This is a genomic window from Meiothermus sp. (assembly GCF_026004115.1).
GTDB lineage: Bacteria > Deinococcota > Deinococci > Deinococcales > Thermaceae > Meiothermus.
The window spans coordinates 2,122,630-2,138,613 of record NZ_BPIM01000001.1 but is presented as its reverse complement, the minus strand read 5'-3'; the positions used below and the strand labels follow the sequence as shown (position 1 = coordinate 2,138,613).

Sequence of the window (15,984 nt, the reverse complement as noted above, 5' to 3'; positions counted from 1 at the left end):
TGGTGCGTTTGCGCTGCCAAGCTCAAAGTATAGAGCTTTTAGCGTTTGGCTCCTGGTTTTCAGCCTCCTGACAAATGCCCCTGGTGGCCATACCGTAGACTGAAGCAAATGTTAGTCAAAGACGTGATGCATAGCCCGGTGCTGACGGTGGATGCTTCGGTAACCCTCGAGGCCACCTACCACATCATGCTACAGCGCAACATTCGGCACATTCCGGTGATGAAGGAGGGCCGCCTGGTCGGCATGATTACCGACCGCGACATTCGGCTGGCCACCAGCCCCTTTGCTCCCGGGGGAGCTAAATCCACCGAGACCCCCGTCGAGCAGGTGATGACCCGGCCGGTGTTCACCGGCGAACCGTTGGATGCGGTCGAGGAGGCGGCCCGGGTCATGCGGGAGCGCAAAATTGGAGCCCTGCCCATCCTCGAGGGCCAGGAGCTGGTGGGCATCGTGACCGGGATTGACCTGCTGGATGCGCTTTTGCGCCTGACCGGGGTGCAAAAGCCCAGCGGGCGGCTCGAGGTCTGCCTCGATGACCGGCCCGGCGAGCTGGCCCGGCTGAGCGGCGAGCTGGCCCGGCAGAACATCAACATCCACTCCCTGCTGACCTACCCCTGTGGCGAAGGTACCGTCACCACAGTGGTGCGGGTGGGCACACTGGATACGCGTAAGATAGCCCGAGATCTGCGTCAGAAGGGCTACGAGGTGCGCTGGCCCCCCGAAATTCCTGGCAAGAGCATATGAGCGTTCCGGTCGTATATAGCCCCCAGTACAAGCTGTACAACTTTGGACCGCAGCATCCTTTTAGCCCGGTGCGGCTCGAGATGCTCCTGGACTTGCTGGAGCACCTGGGCCACCCGTTGCATTTTGTCGAAGCGGCCCAGGCCGCCCGCGAGGACGTGCGCAGCGTGCACCTGGAGTCGTTCGTGCGGCGCGTCGAGGCCGCCGGGCGGGGCGAACACTCGCCCGACTTCGACCACTACGGCATCGGCACCGCCGACACCCCCATCTTTCCCGGTATGGACGAGGCCGCCCGCTGGCTGGTGGGGGGCACCCTTACAGCGGCGCGGATGATCTCGAGCGGCCAGGCCAAGGAGGTCTTGCAACTGGGGGGCGGTCTGCACCATGCTCAGAAAGACCTGGCCTCGGGTTTTTGCGTCTACAACGACCTTTCCGTGGCCATTCGCCACCTCACCAACCAGGGGCTGCGGGTCGCCTACATTGATATTGACGTGCATCACGGCGATGGGGTGCAGTGGATTCACTACGACGAACCGGGTGTGCTCACCTTCTCGATACATGAATCGGGCCGCTATCTCTACCCCGGCACCGGTCACACCCACGAAATCGGCAAGGCCCTGGGCACCGGCCGCAAGCTGAACATTCCGCTGGAACCCTTTACCGAGGATGACTCCTACCTGGAGGTGCTGCAGATGGGCCTCGAGCCCGCCCTGCGTTGGTTCCGCCCCGACGCTCTGGTCATCCAGTGCGGCGCCGACGCGCACTACCAGGACCCCCTGGCCGAAATTCTCCTCACCACCCGGGCCTATAGCAAAATTTTCCCCCTCCTGCGTCAGTACGCTGCCCATTTCTCCGGCGGAAATGCCCTCTATACCCTGGGCGGTGGGTATAGCCTGGATGCCACCAGCCGCATCTGGGCCATCCTCTACCTGACCCTGCAAGGCCTGCCCCTGCCCGATCACCTTCCCGAACCCTGGCTCAGGCGCTGGGGCACCCAGCTCGGCCACTTCCTCACCCACACCCTGCTCGACCCCGAGGGGGCTTACCCCGAAATTCCCCGCAAACCCGAAATTGAGCGACGCAACCGCCAGGTGACCGAGCGGATGCTGGAGTCGGTGCGCCCTTATTGGAACTAGGCGCACAACAGCTCTGGTTACCGGCCGTAGTTTGTGTAAAGATTACATAAGACAAGTTTCGCAAGGCGGGTAAAGATGCAACTCAAACCTGGCCTCTACCAACACTACAAGGGCAAGCACTACTGGGTGCATGGCCTGGCCCGGCATTCCGAGACCGAGGAGTGGTACGTGGTCTACGAAACCCGCTACGGCACGGAGCCCGAAACCCTCTGGGTGCGCCCGCTTAGCATGTTTTTGCAGGATGTGGAGGTCGATGGCAAGCCCGTGCCCCGGTTTCGCTACCTGGGGGAAAGCGGAAGCTCGGAACAATGAAGCTGTCCCAAAAGCCCTGCAGTTTCCCTGAGGTATTGGGAAATGCAGTTTTGCCAAAGGGCATGGTTCCCTTGATGGCCCAGGTATAAGGATAAGCCTTGCTACGGCTACTTCAAGGGCTTTACATACCAGCTCAGGGTGGGGCCACTATCGCGCAGGTGCTCAAAGCCGACCCGTTCCCAGAAGCGTTTAGCCTGTTCGTTGTTGCCATACACCACAGCGTAGAGCCGATCCATCCGGCCACGTAGCAGGGTCTCGAGCTGCTCCACGGCAGCCTTGCCCAGGCCCCGTCCTTGCAGGCTTTCATCGATCAGCAACAGGCTGATGGTAGCCGAGTGCAGATCGGGGTAGGCTACCTTGTAGTCGAGGAAACCTACCACAAGATCCTCTTGTCGCAACAACAAAGCCTGCCGCCGGGTATCGTGGCGCAGGGTCTCGAGCTCGCGCTGAATATCGTTGAGGGTAGGCGTGTCGCCCCCAATCAGGGCGATATAAGTGGGGCAATTCAAGTAAAGGCTATGCACAACAGAAGCCGAATCGGTACTAACGGGCAGGAAGTCGAGATGTGCAGAGACTTTCATAGTTTGCCCTGATTGTATTGGCTAACATTAGATTTGGTTGTAATTTGCAACCCAGGGCTCGTGCAGTTAATCACGTGTAGGTAATCTTTGGCTTCGAGTATTGTCGGAAGGCGAGGAAGTGATGCTGCTTCCCATTGTGACGCACGATTGAACATGGGTCTGACATCATGTGGTGAGTAGTTAGGGTACAGCGAAAACCGCAGGGCCGGGTATTAAGGAGAATGGCCCTGGGTGCCTGATCGAGCACACAATGCCGCTCCCCAAAACAACAACCCTCGGTTTCCCGAGGGTTCTTTAGCCGAGATATCTAACTAAAAACGCTTGGCCGCTTCCACCACGTTTACATTGGCGGCCTGGGGGCCTTTACCATTCTTGCCCGGCTCAATCTCGAAGGTCACCACATCGCCTTCGTTCAGGGTGCGGAAGCCACGGGACTGAATAGCACTGTAGTGCACAAATACGTCCGGCTCTCCTTCTTCACGCTGAATAAAGCCATAGCCCTTTTCCGCATTGAACCACTTCACTTTGCCTTTTTGCATACTGCTCCTTACCACGGGCAACCCCTGCTACAGTACGTAACCCGGCCCAGGACCAAGGCGCTGAACTACCCAAAGACTACCCGCCCGCCTTTTGGGCCATGGAGACAGTACCTACCATAGCCAGACCTTGCGGACGAACAACATGGGCCACCTCAGAGAACTCCCAGACGCCTCAAGATAGCACTCCGAAGTGCGGTGTGTCTAGCACGTGTTAAAACTCAAAGTCCATCGCACCCTTCACAGACTTTGCTGCCCGCAAACACGAGAATGCGTCTGGGTCGAGATGCATGTTATACCGGATTCAAAAAAAACAGTTTGCAAAATACCTTCGTGTGCTACCTCATAGCTCCACCCCAGCCATCCTCAGCAGTACCCGGCTCCGAATCAGGTTGTGCACCAGAAGGATCAGGTTCACCCGGGCCACCAAGCCCCAGTAGGAGCGGGCTTCAATCCGGTGAAGCCCCAAAGACCGCACCATCACGCTGAAGCGGGTCTCTATCCAGTTCCTGACCCTCCCCATCCACCCTTTCCACCCCGTCTCCACCACCCTTCCTCCCCTGACCCGATAGGGCGGCGTCTTGACCCCCTGGACCCAGCGAAAGCCTCGGTCTCCCAAGACCGCAGGCAAGCCCTCCACCAGCTCCCTCCCCCAGGTCTCCCGGGCGTTGCCGGGCAGGATGAGCCAGCGAAAAAAGAGGCCCCGCTCGTTCATCACCGGCATGAGGACGTATCCGCCGAAGGCCCCCAAGGGTCCTACCCCTACTGCGGCGTCGGGGAGAGCGAGGCCGTGGATACGCTGTCCGTGGGCCAGGGGGAGGGGCTTGAGGTCCACCACCTGGAGCAAGCCTTCTCCCCCGGCCAAACGATGGGCGAGATGGGCCCAAAGGACGTGGGCTTTTTGGAGCACCCGGTAGAAGCGGGAGAGGTGGGGCAGGGAGGGAAAGTAAGCCTTCAGGGTGGTCTTGGCGGCCAGGTAACCTTTGGCGAGGTCCTGGCCCTGGAGGAGCAAAAAGATAGCGAGGGTCAGGAGCTCGGCCAGGGTGGCCTTTTGATGCTTTTGCTTTGGGGGGAGCTTGAAGCTCTGGGCCTGTAAAGCCTTGAGCTCGTCATCCACCCAGACGTAGGTAGCCGTCAAGAGGGTCTCCGCGTCAAGATAGTAAAGGGGGTGCTCTCGGTCTGGAAGCATAGCACCCCCTCTTTTTTCACACCCCGAGGGTCCAGATCAAGTAGCACACGAAGGAATAGAAAAACACCAGAGGCTGTCTTTTTGAATCCTAGAGCACACCCCTCCCTGTCGGTCGGCGAAAAAAGCGTCTCCCTTCCAAGGGGCGGTATCGCCCTCCGCTACGCGGATAACTTCGGCCCTGTTAGTTCGCTGCCATCCGGCGCCGAACTAACCGAATCTGGTATGAAGGGCGCTTTGCGCTCCCAGAACCGCTTTTTCTGTCTGGCAGACAGTTGTATGCCAACCCGCTACATCAGCTGCTCAAGCCTATTCGAGCAGAACAACCTTCAGGCTTGCTTGCTCTGGATGAAGTTGATCGCATCCTGTACGGTGCGGATCTTTTCCGCGTCTTCATCGGAGATTTCCAGACCGAACTTGTCCTCCAGACCCATGATGAGTTCTACCGTATCGAGGCTGTCTGCGCCCAGGTCTTCAATAAAGCGAGCCTCAGGCACTACTTTGTCTGCGTCTACGCCCAGTTTGTCTACGATTACTTCTTTTACATCGTCTAGGATAGCCATACTTCAACCTCCATCGGTCAGGGTTTGCTCTACCGTGCGGGATTCTACCACATCAAAACCAGCCTAGGGACTTGGCTTTAGTGTGGGGTCATCCCGCCATCCACACACAGGGTCTGTCCATTGATATAAGCGGCATCGTCCGAAGCCAAAAAAGCTACTGCCTTGGCCACCTCCTCGGGCTGGCCTAAGCGCCCCGCGGGAATTTGTTTGAGGTATTCGGCCACCACGTTCTCCGGCAGCTTGGCGGTCATGTCCGACTCGATAAAACCTGGCGCCACTGCATTGACCGTGATGCCCCGGGTGGCGTACTCCTTGGCCACCGATTTGGTAAAGCCAATTAGACCCGCCTTGGCCGCCACATAATTGGCCTGACCAGGGTTACCCAGAATGCCCACCACGCTGCTGATGTTGACCACCCGGCCCCATTTAGCCCGCATCATGAGCTTGATGGCCTCGCGGGTGGTGTGAAAGATGGCGCTCAGGTTGGTGGCGATCACGGTGTCCCAGTCTTCGTCTTTCATGCGGATCAGCAGGGTGTCGCGGGTGATGCCGGCATTGTTGACCAGAACCTCGAGGCCCCCCAGGGCCGTATTAGCATCCGCCACAAGCTTCTGAGCGGCCTGCGGGCTGCTCAGGTCGGCCCCCAGAACCACCACCTGGCTCGCACCAAGCTCCCTGGCTTCGGCAGCCGTAGCCTCGGCAGACGCCTGGTTGCCCGCATAGTGTACGGCCAGCGCATAACCCCGACGGGCCAGCTCGAGCGCAATAGCCTTACCGATTCCTCTCGAAGAACCTGTTACCAGCGCTTTTCGCATCGTTCCTCTCCTTTGCCCAACAAACGCCAGTTCTGGCTGTCATTTTTGAGCCTGTAGGCCCCTGTCGCAGGCCTTATACCAGATTCGGTTAGTTCGCCGCCATCCGGCGGCGAACTAACCCGACCGAAGGGAGTGCTCTAGGATTCAAAAAGATAGCCTCTGGGGGTCTTTAGTTTGGATGATTATCTTTTTGAATCCGGTATCATGTCGGGCAATCCAAAAAGGTATCTGCTCCATGCCAGAGAACCTACCTGACCACCGCCAGGTGCTCGGCAATCTCCCTCGGGTTTGTAAGGCTGCGGGCTTCAACCCCATCCAGCGTCCGCCCTACCAGGCCAGTCAAAACCTTACCCGAACCGAACTCGAGGTAGGTCTTGGCCCCCTTCTGCTTAAGATGTTGCAAAATTTCTACCCAGCGCACTGCATGGGTAATCTGCTCCAAAAGCAGTTCCCGAATCAGGGCGGGCCGGGTCTCGGGCTGGGCGAGCACATTGGAATAAACCGGAAAGCGAGGCGAATGCATCTCCACCTGGAACAAATCGGCGTGGAGACGATCCCGCGCAGGCCGCATTAACGAGGAGTGAAATGGAGCCGAAACCGGCAGGGGTATCACCCGGGCTTTGTGGCCTTTGAGCACCTCGGCAGCCTGGGCCACCCCCTCAGCGGTTCCGGAGATTACGGTTTGTTCGGGTGAGTTGTAGTTGGCCACCTCCACCCCGGTTATGCCAGCAATGAGTTCCTGAAGGGTCTGGGCCGGCACCTTAAGCACCGCCGCCATCGCTCCTGCCCCCACCGGCACAGCCTCCTGCATGTACTCGCCGCGTTTACGTACCAGGCGCAAACCATCCTCCAGGCTCAGGGTTCCGGCTGCCACGTGGGCCGTCCACTCGCCCAGGCTGTGGCCCGCCGCAAAATCGGGGGGAGGTCCACCCGCTTCCCGATAGGCCTCAAAAGCCGCATACCCCACGGCCAGCAAGGCGGGCTGCTGGTTCGCGGTTAGCTTGAGCTCTTCTTCGGGGCCTTCCCACATCAGACGGAGTAATCCGGGCAGGGTCACCTCCGCCCGATCCAGGGCCTCGCGGGCCGCCCTCGAGCCCTCGTACAAAGCCTTGCCCATACCGATTTCTTGCGACCCCTGGCCGGGGAACAACGCTGCAATCATTCCTCACCTCCATCTCAAAAACGGCGAAGCTGCACCGCAAACTCTGTTGGGGGCTTTCGGCATTCCGCCTCAATCCGGCTGCCACCAGGTCATCACACTGGCTGCCCAGGTCAGACCGGCGCCAAAGGTAACAAACAGAATGTGGTCGCCGTTGTGGATCTGGCCAGCATCCAGGGCCTCTTGCAGGGCGATGGGCATGGAGGCCGTAGATGTGTTGCCATAGCGGTCTACGTTGACCCAGACCTGCTCAGGGGGCAACCCCAGGCGCTCACGGGCAGCCTCGATGATACGGGCGTTGGCCTGGTGGGGAATCAGGTACTTGATGTCCTCGGGCTGGAGACCGGCTTTCTCAATGGCCTCGAGGGTGGCCGTGTTCATCACCCGCACCGCGAACTTGAAAACCTCGCGCCCGTTCATGTAGGCGTACTGCCCCATGGGGCTGCCATCGGGCAGCTTGTCGGCAATGCAACGCAACATGAGTTCCTTACCCCCCGAACCATCGGCCCCCAGCACAAACGACTTGAAACCATAGCCTTCGGGCACCGGGCCAATCACTGCCGCCCCGGCCCCATCGCCAAACAGCACGGCAGTGGAGCGGTCGGTGTAGTCGAGGATTTTGGAGAGGGTCTCTGAACCAATGGTGAGCACCTTGCGGGCCAGACCACTCTGCACCATGGCGTGGGCCTGGGCAATGGCATAGCCCCAGCCGGGGCAGCCGGCCAGAAGGTCGTAGGCTCCCGCGTTCAGGCCAAAGCGGTTCTGCACCAGGGCCGCCGTAGCCGGGAAAAGAGCATCGGGGGTGTTGGTCGCCACAATTACCAGATCCACCCCCTCCAGGGCACTGCGCCCGTGGCGGCGAATCAAGTCTTCTACTGCCCGAAAAGCCAGGTGTGAGGTAAACTCCCCCTCAGCAGCCAGTCTCCGTTCACGGATACCGGTACGGCTGACGATCCACTCGTCGGAGGTGTCCAGAATCTTTTCGAAGTCGTGGTTGGTCATCACCCGCTCGGGAGCATAGGTGCCAAGGGCAAGGATACCGATGTTCAACGTTGCCTCCTAAAACCGCCCATAAAGCTCTGGGCACTCCAACAAAGATAACACCCCCGCACACTTTCGTGCCGGGATGTGGCTTGAACCAAGTTCAGATGATGCGCTTGTTTCATCTTCAATCTAGAGGATAACCTCAGGGGATTTCCCCTGCCATCTCCCTAAACCAACGCCTGCCCTCAATGCACCGGAAAGACAGCACCCCAGACGGCAACTTCTGTTGGTCTGGGGTGCTGAAGAACTTGAGGACCTAGGCCCGGATTTCCAGAACCTTTTTCCCAGCGTAGTAGCCGCAGCTATCGCAAACGGTGTGGGGGGGAATCATGGCCCCACAGTTGGCGCATTTGATGAGGGTGGGGGCCGTCAGGGTGGATACCGCAGCGCGGCGGATGTCCCGACGGGACTTGGATACTTTTTTCTTGGGTACTGGGTGCTTGGCCATCTCAGGTCACTTCCTTTTGTAATGAACAACCCCGGCGGGTTGCTTCCGACAAACCGCTCTCCAATCTACAAGCTGAAGCCCAAAAGGTCAACCCAGCTCCACCTGGTCGCCCTGCTTGAGGCCGAGCTGTTCGCGGGCGTTGCCCAGGTGAATCGCCACCTCCAAAAGCCCCGCACTCCCCACATAGGCCAGGGCACTCCCTACCGGCACCTCGGCATAGTGCGTGGCGACGGGGATGCGGTGGTAGCGGATGCGTACCGTTTTACCGCGAATCTGGGCAGGCGTGGCCAGCAGGGTGGTGATGGCGTTACCAAAACGGTCAAAGGTCAGGATTTCGCCGTGGGTGCCAAAGTTCAAGTGAATGGGCAAATGTACAAGTTCGGATACCGGCAGCTCCGGGCCAAAGCGCGAAGGCTCAACCCCCGCCGCCAGGTGAGCGGCAACCGGTCCAAACACATCCCGCCCGTGGAAGGTAGCCGATTTGCGGGGCAGGTGGTAGGCGGGGTTCTCCAGCAGATAGGCTTTCCGGGGCGGGTCTTGCAGATAGGCCAGGGTGAGGAGCCCGTTGTCCGGCGCCACATAGCAAAGCCGCTCCCCTACCACCAAGACTGCCCTGCGGCTCGAGCCCACCCCCGGGTCAACCACCGCCAGCACCACCGACTGCCGAGGTAGATAGGGCACCGACTCATACAAAATGTAACTAGCCCGGTTCAGGTCGCCTGGGGGGAGGTTATGGGCCAGGTCGTGCACGGCCACCCCAGGGGCGGTTTGTCGCATTACCGCCTTGACCACCGCGGCGTAGGGATCAGCCAGACCAAAGTCAGATAGAAAGAAAATTTCCCGCATCTACCCGCAGTCTATCCAAAAAAATGTCGCAGGGCGCAGGTCAATCAGCTACAGGCCGTGGACTATCGGGTATTGACCACTCTGATCAATCTCACAATACAGGCGCTTTAAGCCTTGGGCCTCACCTCAGCTACCCAGCAACGTGCGTGTAAGGGGCAGGTTGGCAATCAAAGCCAGAATCAGCCCAGCCAACACCCAGGCCGTAGCACCGGCCAGGGCCCCCTTGGTACGCATATAGAGCCATCCCAGGAAAAGGCTGGCCATCAGGAAGAAGGCCGTTGGGCCGGGAATCGCCAGGGCAAACAGCACCGGGATCATGAAGTTGCTCAGCTCTTTGTAGCGCTCCTTAAAGACCGGATAACCCACCCCACGAATGACCAATTCCAACAAGGCCAGCCCAAAAAAGATGGGGTACATGGTGCCCAGTCCGCTCAGCCCCAGGGGTTTGGCCATATAGGCATACAGAGCCAGCAAGGCCAGCAAAACCAGCCCCGCCCAGGTGCCCTCGACCCAGCTCGAGCGCGGCCCTAGGGCGTTTTGCATACCTTCTCGGCTGACATTCTGGTAAGCAATCAGGAGCGCAAATACGCCCAGCAGGAAATAGAATACCGGACGCACCACCTGACCCTGAAAAGGGGTGAACAGGGCCAGCAGGTTCTGGTAGAGAAGCTGTCCAATCCCCACAGCGGCCAGCCCTGCCAGCACCAGCGCCAGCATCAGCCACAGGTGGATGGAGCCAGGGCCAAAGCGTCGCTCGTTACCCATCTCCACCGTGCGCATGGGCTCGATGCGGCTCTCACCGTAGAGCACCAGCCCCAGGTATATCAAAAACACCACCAACCAGGGCCAGACCTTGCCCAGCAGGTTGCTGGGCAGGCTCATCCTCGAGGACAACTGCCGCAAGACCAGCGAGCCCTTATCGAACTCGCCCAACCCGTAGTAGACCATCGCCAGCAGGCCCAGGGTTCGGGTGTAGTCACCTTCCAGGGGCCCCAAGCGGGGCAGAACTTCCTCGAGGGCCTCTGCTGCCGCACGGGTATCGCCCGATAGCCACATCAGACGGGCTTTGGTCAGCTGTTCTTTTGGGCTATTACCTAACAAGCCCAGCGCTTCCTGGGGGCGTCCCAGCCGCTCCGCCAGGCGGGCGGCACCCAGCCGGGCTTCCTCCGAAGCAGTCACCCGGCGGAAAGTGGCATAGGCCTCTTCGTAGCGGCCCAGCGCTTCGTTGATCTGGGCCCTCAACAGCACTGCCTCGGTGTTCAAACCGCGCGGCAGCCGGGCCAGAGCGTCGGCCGGGCGACCCTGCAAGAGCAGAAAACGAGCATCCAGCAGAGCTACTTCGGGGTCTTGCGGTGCGAGCTGGATCATCTGCTGAAGGAAGGGCTGGGCTGCGCCGGGGTTGTTTTCTTCCAGGTATATTCGCCCCAGCAGTTTGATGCTGGGCAGGTGGTTGGGGTCGGCCACCAGCGCAAGCTGGCAGGTGGCCCGGGCGCTATCCCGCACCCCCTGGTCGTACAGAGCCTTGCACTGGGTGTAGTAGCCCTCGGCCCCCAACTGGGCAAAAGCCGTGAACGCAAATAGGGCGATTCCCACGGCAAAAGGAACCGCTCGTAACGCTATCATGGGGGTAGTGTAACATGCCGGTGCAAAGTTCTTGCCCTCAGATGCACATCCGGTAGAATCCATGCCGTACGGTTGTCGGCTTTGGGCCGTTAAACCCCCAAGGAGGTTATAGGTATGAAGGGTCTGGTGCTTTCGCTGGTGCTGTTGTTACCTCTGGCTTTGGCGCAAAACGCCGGTGCAGTGGAAAAACTGGTGGATGAAGGGAAGTTTCAGGAAGCCTACGAAGCCGGCTTGCGCCTCGGCAGTGCCGAGGGGCTGGTTCTGGCCGCCAAAGCAGCCAGCTACTATGCGGGCTACCAGGCCAAGGACAGCGAAAAAGCCGACTGGTTTGGCCGGGCCGAAGCCGCTGCCCGCCGGGCCATTCAAGCCGATAGCAACAATGCCGAGGCCTATTTTGAACTGGCCCGCGCCCAGGGCCGCCTTTCGCAATACCGGGGCATTCTGGAAAGCCTGGGGCTGGCCAGTAGCATTAAGGACAATCTGGACCGAACCCTCCGCCTGAACCCCCGCCATGCCGGGGCCAAGGTCGCGCTGGCCTTGTGGCACCATTCGCTCATTTCCAAGAACGTGGGCTGGCTGTATGGGGCTAACGGCAACGTGATTGTGCCGCTCTTCAACGAGGCCATTCAGCTCGAGCCCCAGACCATCATCCACAAGGTCGAGCTGGCCGGGGTACTGGCCGCCCAGGGCAAAAAGGAAGACGCCCGCAAGCAATACGAGGCCGCCCTGTCCATCGCCCCCAAAACCGCCGCCGACCGCTTTGACCAGGAGCGGGCCCGCCGGGAAATGGCGGCGTTACGCTAAAGCCAGCTGGAAGGACCTCTTCACCCACAGCTCACAGGCTTATCCGAATCTATCCTGCGTGGCAAGGGATACCTCTGGGCGGGATAGCCTGCTCAGAGAATAGGCGCGTATCAGCCCTTTCAACCGGCTACACCTGATCTCGGTTTTTTTCTCTAGATGTGGCTGTAGCCTATCCTTCCCGCCATAAGAAGAGGGTAAAGTGTTTAATACCAGCCGATCATCCCAAATCCCAGGGCTGGTGCATAAAGTAAATCCACGCCTTCCTCCCCCAACGGGGGAGGCTAGGTGGGGGCATAACACCCAGCCATCTCGCCTTGCTACGAGCATTTTTGCAACCCCAGGCGTCTGAAACACCCCTGGCTGAGGTTTGTGAGGGTTCACGCACCGACCCTGTCCCAAATCCCAAAGAGCAACCTTTTGTGTTAGGGTTTTGATACAATTTCGCTGGGCAATGCCCAGGTTTTACAGAATCTAACTTTTTAGAGGAGCTTTCATGAACGACCCTTTTGGCCGTGTGCCAGGCTGGAGCCCCAATCAACGCGTAGGTCTGTTTGTAGATACCCAAAACCTCTACCACTCCGCCCGCGACTACTACGGGCAGAACGTCAACTTTGAGAGCCTGATGCGCTTTGCCATCGGTAACCGCCAGCTGGTGCGGGCCACCGCATATGTGGTCGAACGCGAACACGACACCTCGGCCTGGCCCTTCATCTACAAGCTCTCCACCATCGGCTTCCGGGTACGGCGCATGAACCTGACCCTCAAGGAAACCACCGACGAGGGCAAGCCCATCTACGAGGGCAACTGGGATATGGGCATCGCCGCCGATATGGTACGCCTCATGCACACCCTGGATGTGGTGGTCCTGGGGAGCGGCGACGGCGACTTTGTGGATATTGTGGAGGTGCTGATGGAGCGGGGCATCCGGGTCGAGGTGATTGCCTTCAAGGAGACCACCTCGCAAAAGCTGATTGACGCCGTAGACCGCTTCATCCACCTGCCCGAAATCGAGAACGCCTTTGTGCCCAGCAAGGAGCGGGAACGGACCTTGATCCCCAGAGCTGAGTGAAATCTGCAATCATCGCTCTATTGCCAGTCAACCGCGTGTGTGAGCCTTGGCAGCAAAGCCATCGAGACTGTTCGAGTGGCCAGGCGAATGTGTGGACTTCTGCTCGGTTGCCTTATCGGCCTGAGACCTGCTGGCAGTGACGTTTTATGAACCTCGAGGACTTCGACTACCACCTACCCCCCGAACTCATCGCTCAGAGCGGCGCCGAGCCCCGCGACGCATCGCGGTTGATGGTGATCCACCGCAGCACCGGCCAGATTGAGCACCGGATTTTCCGCGACCTGCCCGAATACCTTAGGGCTGGCGACGTACTGGTACTGAACGAAAGCCGGGTTATTCCCGCCCGCACCTTTGCCACCAACCCATACGGCACCTTGCTCGAGGTCTTGCTGGTGCGGGAAATCTCCGCCGATGCGGGATCGGGCGGTTTGTGGGAGGCTCTGCTGAAACCAGCACGGCGGGCCAGGGTGGGCTCCGTACTGACCTTTGCAGATGACCTACAGGCCACGGTGGAAGCCGTGGAAGAAGATGGCACCCGGCTGCTGCGCTTTGCGGGGAATGTGTGGGAGCACCTGGAAAACATGGGCAAGCCCCCCCTCCCCCCTTACATTCGAGCCTCGGTAGACCCGGAACGCTACCAGACCGTTTATGCCCAAACCCCCGGCTCGGTGGCCGCGCCTACCGCCGGGCTGCACTTCACCCCGGAGCTCCTGGACAGGATTCGGGGGCTGGGGGTCACCATCTGCTACGTCACCCTTCACGTGGGGCCGGGCACCTTCAAGCCGGTACAGGACGATCCCGACCAGCACCACATGCACCTGGAGCCCTACGAGGTGCCCCGCCCTACAGCCCAGGCCATCAACCAGGCCAAGGCTGAGGGGCGGCGCGTTATTGCTGTGGGAACCACAGTGGTACGAACCCTCGAGACCGCCTGGAACGGTATGCAGGTTCAGGCCGGTGCTGGCGAGACCCAGCTTTTCATCCGTCCGGGGTTCCAGTACCACGTGGTAGAAGCCCTAGTCACCAACTTCCACCTGCCCAAATCCACCCTGCTGATGCTGGTCTCGGCCTTTATGGGGCACGAACTCATGCAACGGGCCTACCAGACCGCCGTGGCTGAACGCTACCGGTTTTATAGCCTGGGAGATGCAATGTTGATTTTATAGGGGTCAGGGTTAAGGGAACAGGGCTCAGGATTCCGGGAATTTATCGCGCTCTTCGCAGATACGGTTCCCCGCGAAACCTAGAATGGGTCTGGATCAGGTTAGCCATGTAGTGCAATGGCCCAGGCCATTCCCTGGCAGACCCATGTAATGCACTCAAAACGTGGGCCGGGCCTGGCCCGCAGGTACTTGGGTTTCATGTTTCCAAACGGACACTTTTCTGTCCAGGACAAAGCTTCCTTACAGCTGGATGAACCAAAATATGTAAAGAGCGCTCTAGGCTTCGACGGGCTCGAGTTTGGACTCCCGAACGATAATCTGAGCCGGGTTGCCAATCGCAGTAGCGCCAGGAGGCACCGGCTTGGTAACCACGGCCCCAGCTCCCACTTTGGCCCCAGCTCCCACCACAATAGGCCCCAAAACCACCGCATGGGCTCCCAGCAACACCCCATTCCCTATGGTGGGGTGGCGCTTTTCCCGGGTAAAACCCGTACCCCCCAAAGTCACGCCGTGGTAGATCATCACATCGTCGCCTACCTCGGCGGTCTCGCCAATTACAATGCCCATGCCGTGGTCAATTACCACCCGGCGGCCAATCCGAGCACCGGGGTGGATTTCGACCCCCGTGAGCATGCGGGTCAGGTGGGCCAGAACGCGGGCTAGAAATTTGAAATTGGCCCGCCAGAGCCAGTGGTTAAGCCGGTGCATCCACAAAGCATGCATTCCGGGGCTAAAGAGGATGGCCTCGAGGGCACCCCGGGCAGCAGGGTCTCGCTCGAGCACAGCCTGCACATCTTCTTTGAGGCGTTCGATCAATCGCATCATGGCTCAAATCCACAACCAACATTTAGCATGCGAGGGTCGGCCCGGCAAATACTCCCGAACAGTCCTAGGCTAGCCCACGTCTTTACCAGATGCTGTGAGCCGGTTGCCTATTACACCAAAACACTTCACTTCGCACGGTTCTGCTCTCGAATGGAGTCCAGCTGATCCTCCTCAAAGCCAGTTTGCGCCAGCATGGCCAGGATCATATCGCTCTTGCCTTCAATATAGGCATCTATGCTGTGGGCGTGCTCTTGGGCTTGGCGCATGCTCAAGCCTCTACCGAGATGTTCTCGAGGTTCAGGTTGGTGTACACGTTTTGCACGTCGTCAAGCTCTTCCAGCGCTTCTACCATGCGCAATACCTTTTCGGCCTCTTCCTGGCTCAAGCTTAGGGTGTTTTGGGGCACCATGGTGATCTCGGTGTCCTCTGGTTTGAAGCCTTTGGCCTTTAAAGCATTGGCTACCGCATAGACCTCTTGAGGGTCGGTGTAGACTTCCAAACCCTCCTCGCTTTCCTGGAGGTCGAGCGCCCCGGCCTCGATGGCCGCCTCCTGGGCTGCTTCGGTATTGGGTTCAATCCAGATATAGCCCCGCCGGTCAAACTGCCACGAGACCGATCCTGTAGCCCCCAGGCTACCCCCGTGTTTGGTGAAAATATGGCGCACCTCGGAGGCCGTGCGGTTTCTGTTATCCGAAAGGGCATTGACGATGATGGCTACCCCGCCCGGCGCATAGCCCTCGTAGACCACCTCTTCATAGTGACTACCTTCATCATCACCACCGGCCAGACGCTTCAGCAGGCGCTCAATATTGTCGTTGGGAACGTCTGCGTTTTTGGCCGCCTCAATCAGGTTGCGCAGGTTAACATTGGCCGCCGGGTCTGCGCTGCCCCCTGCTCTAGCCGCGGCTGCAATCAGACGCAGGTATTTGCTAACGATCTTTCCCTTCTTGAGGTCGTTGGCAGCTTTTTTGCGCTTAATTTGTGCCCATTTGCTATGGCCAGCCATAAATCACCGTTCTTTAGTATAAGCGAGCAGCACCAGCTAAGGAAAGGCGCTTTTTTACTGTGGCAAAAAGCATACATCCTAACCGAACCTGCTGCCAACGCCGTGCCATGGCCGTCCCTAATCAATA

19 protein-coding genes are annotated in these 15,984 nt (G+C 59.3%); 6 read left to right on the top strand and 13 right to left on the bottom strand.

All coding sequences use genetic code 11. The annotated features are described in order from the left end of the window. Positions 1-108 precede the first annotated feature (108 nt). From Q0X23_RS10365 to Q0X23_RS10355, 3 genes are all read left to right on the top strand, one after another. Positions 109-744: a CBS and ACT domain-containing protein gene (locus Q0X23_RS10365; RefSeq protein ID WP_297860215.1), complete on the top strand. Its 636-nt coding sequence runs from the start codon at positions 109-111 to the stop codon at positions 742-744. Beyond that, positions 741-1,877 (top strand): acetoin utilization protein AcuC, encoded by a 1,137-nt coding sequence (locus Q0X23_RS10360; protein ID WP_297860214.1) that lies wholly within the window; start codon positions 741-743, stop codon positions 1,875-1,877. The genes Q0X23_RS10365 and Q0X23_RS10360 overlap by 4 nt, the downstream gene beginning before the upstream one ends. A 75-nt stretch (positions 1,878-1,952) precedes the next feature. Then, on the top strand, positions 1,953-2,189 hold the full coding sequence (locus tag Q0X23_RS10355; protein WP_297860213.1) for a DUF1653 domain-containing protein: 237 nt from the start codon (positions 1,953-1,955) through the stop codon (positions 2,187-2,189). Positions 2,190-2,296: 107 nt separating this feature from the next. Here the strand turns inward: Q0X23_RS10355 and Q0X23_RS10350 are convergent, their stop codons facing one another. The 10 genes from Q0X23_RS10350 to Q0X23_RS10305 all read right to left on the bottom strand — a co-directional run bounded on the left by Q0X23_RS10350 (position 2,297) and on the right by Q0X23_RS10305 (position 10,990). Further along, positions 2,297-2,770 (bottom strand): GNAT family N-acetyltransferase, encoded by a 474-nt coding sequence (locus tag Q0X23_RS10350; protein ID WP_297860212.1) that lies wholly within the window; start codon positions 2,768-2,770, stop codon positions 2,297-2,299. A gap of 311 nt (positions 2,771-3,081) precedes the next feature. Beyond that, entirely contained in the window at positions 3,082-3,309 is a 228-nt protein-coding gene (locus tag Q0X23_RS10345) for a cold-shock protein (RefSeq protein WP_027876425.1), read from the bottom strand. Between the two features lie 340 nt (positions 3,310-3,649). Beyond that, positions 3,650-4,495, bottom strand: a complete 846-nt coding sequence (locus Q0X23_RS10340) for a transposase (protein WP_297860211.1) — start codon at positions 4,493-4,495, stop codon at positions 3,650-3,652. 326 nt (positions 4,496-4,821) lie between these two features. After that, positions 4,822-5,055, bottom strand: coding sequence for an acyl carrier protein (gene acpP, locus Q0X23_RS10335; RefSeq protein WP_119341717.1), 234 nt, complete (start codon positions 5,053-5,055; stop codon positions 4,822-4,824). 77 nt (positions 5,056-5,132) lie between these two features. Next, positions 5,133-5,870 (bottom strand): 3-oxoacyl-[acyl-carrier-protein] reductase, encoded by a 738-nt coding sequence (gene fabG / locus Q0X23_RS10330; RefSeq protein ID WP_297860210.1) that lies wholly within the window; start codon positions 5,868-5,870, stop codon positions 5,133-5,135. A gap of 247 nt (positions 5,871-6,117) precedes the next feature. Continuing rightward, positions 6,118-7,032, bottom strand: coding sequence for an ACP S-malonyltransferase (gene fabD, locus Q0X23_RS10325; RefSeq protein WP_297860209.1), 915 nt, complete (start codon positions 7,030-7,032; stop codon positions 6,118-6,120). A 69-nt stretch (positions 7,033-7,101) separates the two neighbouring features. Beyond that, the gene (locus Q0X23_RS10320) at positions 7,102-8,079 is read right to left on the bottom strand and encodes a beta-ketoacyl-ACP synthase III (RefSeq protein WP_119341714.1); all 978 of its coding nucleotides are present in this window, start codon (positions 8,077-8,079) and stop codon (positions 7,102-7,104) included. A 250-nt stretch (positions 8,080-8,329) separates the two neighbouring features. After that, complete coding sequence (gene rpmF, locus Q0X23_RS10315; RefSeq protein ID WP_119341713.1) at positions 8,330-8,521, bottom strand: 50S ribosomal protein L32; 192 nt, start codon at positions 8,519-8,521, stop codon at positions 8,330-8,332. 87 nt (positions 8,522-8,608) lie between these two features. Next, on the bottom strand, positions 8,609-9,367 hold the full coding sequence (locus tag Q0X23_RS10310; protein ID WP_297860208.1) for an S-adenosyl-l-methionine hydroxide adenosyltransferase family protein: 759 nt from the start codon (positions 9,365-9,367) through the stop codon (positions 8,609-8,611). Positions 9,368-9,493: 126 nt separating this feature from the next. Further along, positions 9,494-10,990 (bottom strand): lipopolysaccharide assembly protein LapB, encoded by a 1,497-nt coding sequence (locus Q0X23_RS10305; protein WP_297860207.1) that lies wholly within the window; start codon positions 10,988-10,990, stop codon positions 9,494-9,496. Between the two features lie 114 nt (positions 10,991-11,104). Here Q0X23_RS10305 and Q0X23_RS10300 point away from each other — a divergent pair, with 114 nt between their 5' ends. The 3 genes from Q0X23_RS10300 to queA all read left to right on the top strand — a co-directional run bounded on the left by Q0X23_RS10300 (position 11,105) and on the right by queA (position 14,029). Continuing rightward, entirely contained in the window at positions 11,105-11,794 is a 690-nt protein-coding gene (locus Q0X23_RS10300) for a hypothetical protein (RefSeq protein ID WP_297860206.1), read from the top strand. Between the two features lie 493 nt (positions 11,795-12,287). Beyond that, a complete protein-coding gene (locus Q0X23_RS10295) occupies positions 12,288-12,863 on the top strand; it encodes an NYN domain-containing protein (protein ID WP_119341709.1) in 576 nt (191 codons plus the stop codon). A 146-nt stretch (positions 12,864-13,009) separates the two neighbouring features. Then, positions 13,010-14,029 carry a tRNA preQ1(34) S-adenosylmethionine ribosyltransferase-isomerase QueA gene (gene queA, locus Q0X23_RS10290; protein ID WP_297860205.1) on the top strand — a complete coding sequence of 340 codons (1,020 nt, stop codon included), beginning with the start codon at positions 13,010-13,012 and terminating at the stop codon, positions 14,027-14,029. Between the two features lie 273 nt (positions 14,030-14,302). Here the strand turns inward: queA and cysE are convergent, their stop codons facing one another. The 3 genes from cysE to Q0X23_RS10275 all read right to left on the bottom strand — a co-directional run bounded on the left by cysE (position 14,303) and on the right by Q0X23_RS10275 (position 15,857). Next, positions 14,303-14,851, bottom strand: coding sequence for a serine O-acetyltransferase (cysE, locus tag Q0X23_RS10285; RefSeq protein WP_297860204.1), 549 nt, complete (start codon positions 14,849-14,851; stop codon positions 14,303-14,305). Between the two features lie 125 nt (positions 14,852-14,976). Then, a complete protein-coding gene (locus tag Q0X23_RS10280; RefSeq protein ID WP_297860203.1) occupies positions 14,977-15,117 on the bottom strand; it encodes a hypothetical protein in 141 nt (46 codons plus the stop codon). 2 nt (positions 15,118-15,119) lie between these two features. Further along, positions 15,120-15,857: a YebC/PmpR family DNA-binding transcriptional regulator gene (locus tag Q0X23_RS10275; protein ID WP_297860202.1), complete on the bottom strand. Its 738-nt coding sequence runs from the start codon at positions 15,855-15,857 to the stop codon at positions 15,120-15,122. Positions 15,858-15,984: the final 127 nt, after the last annotated feature.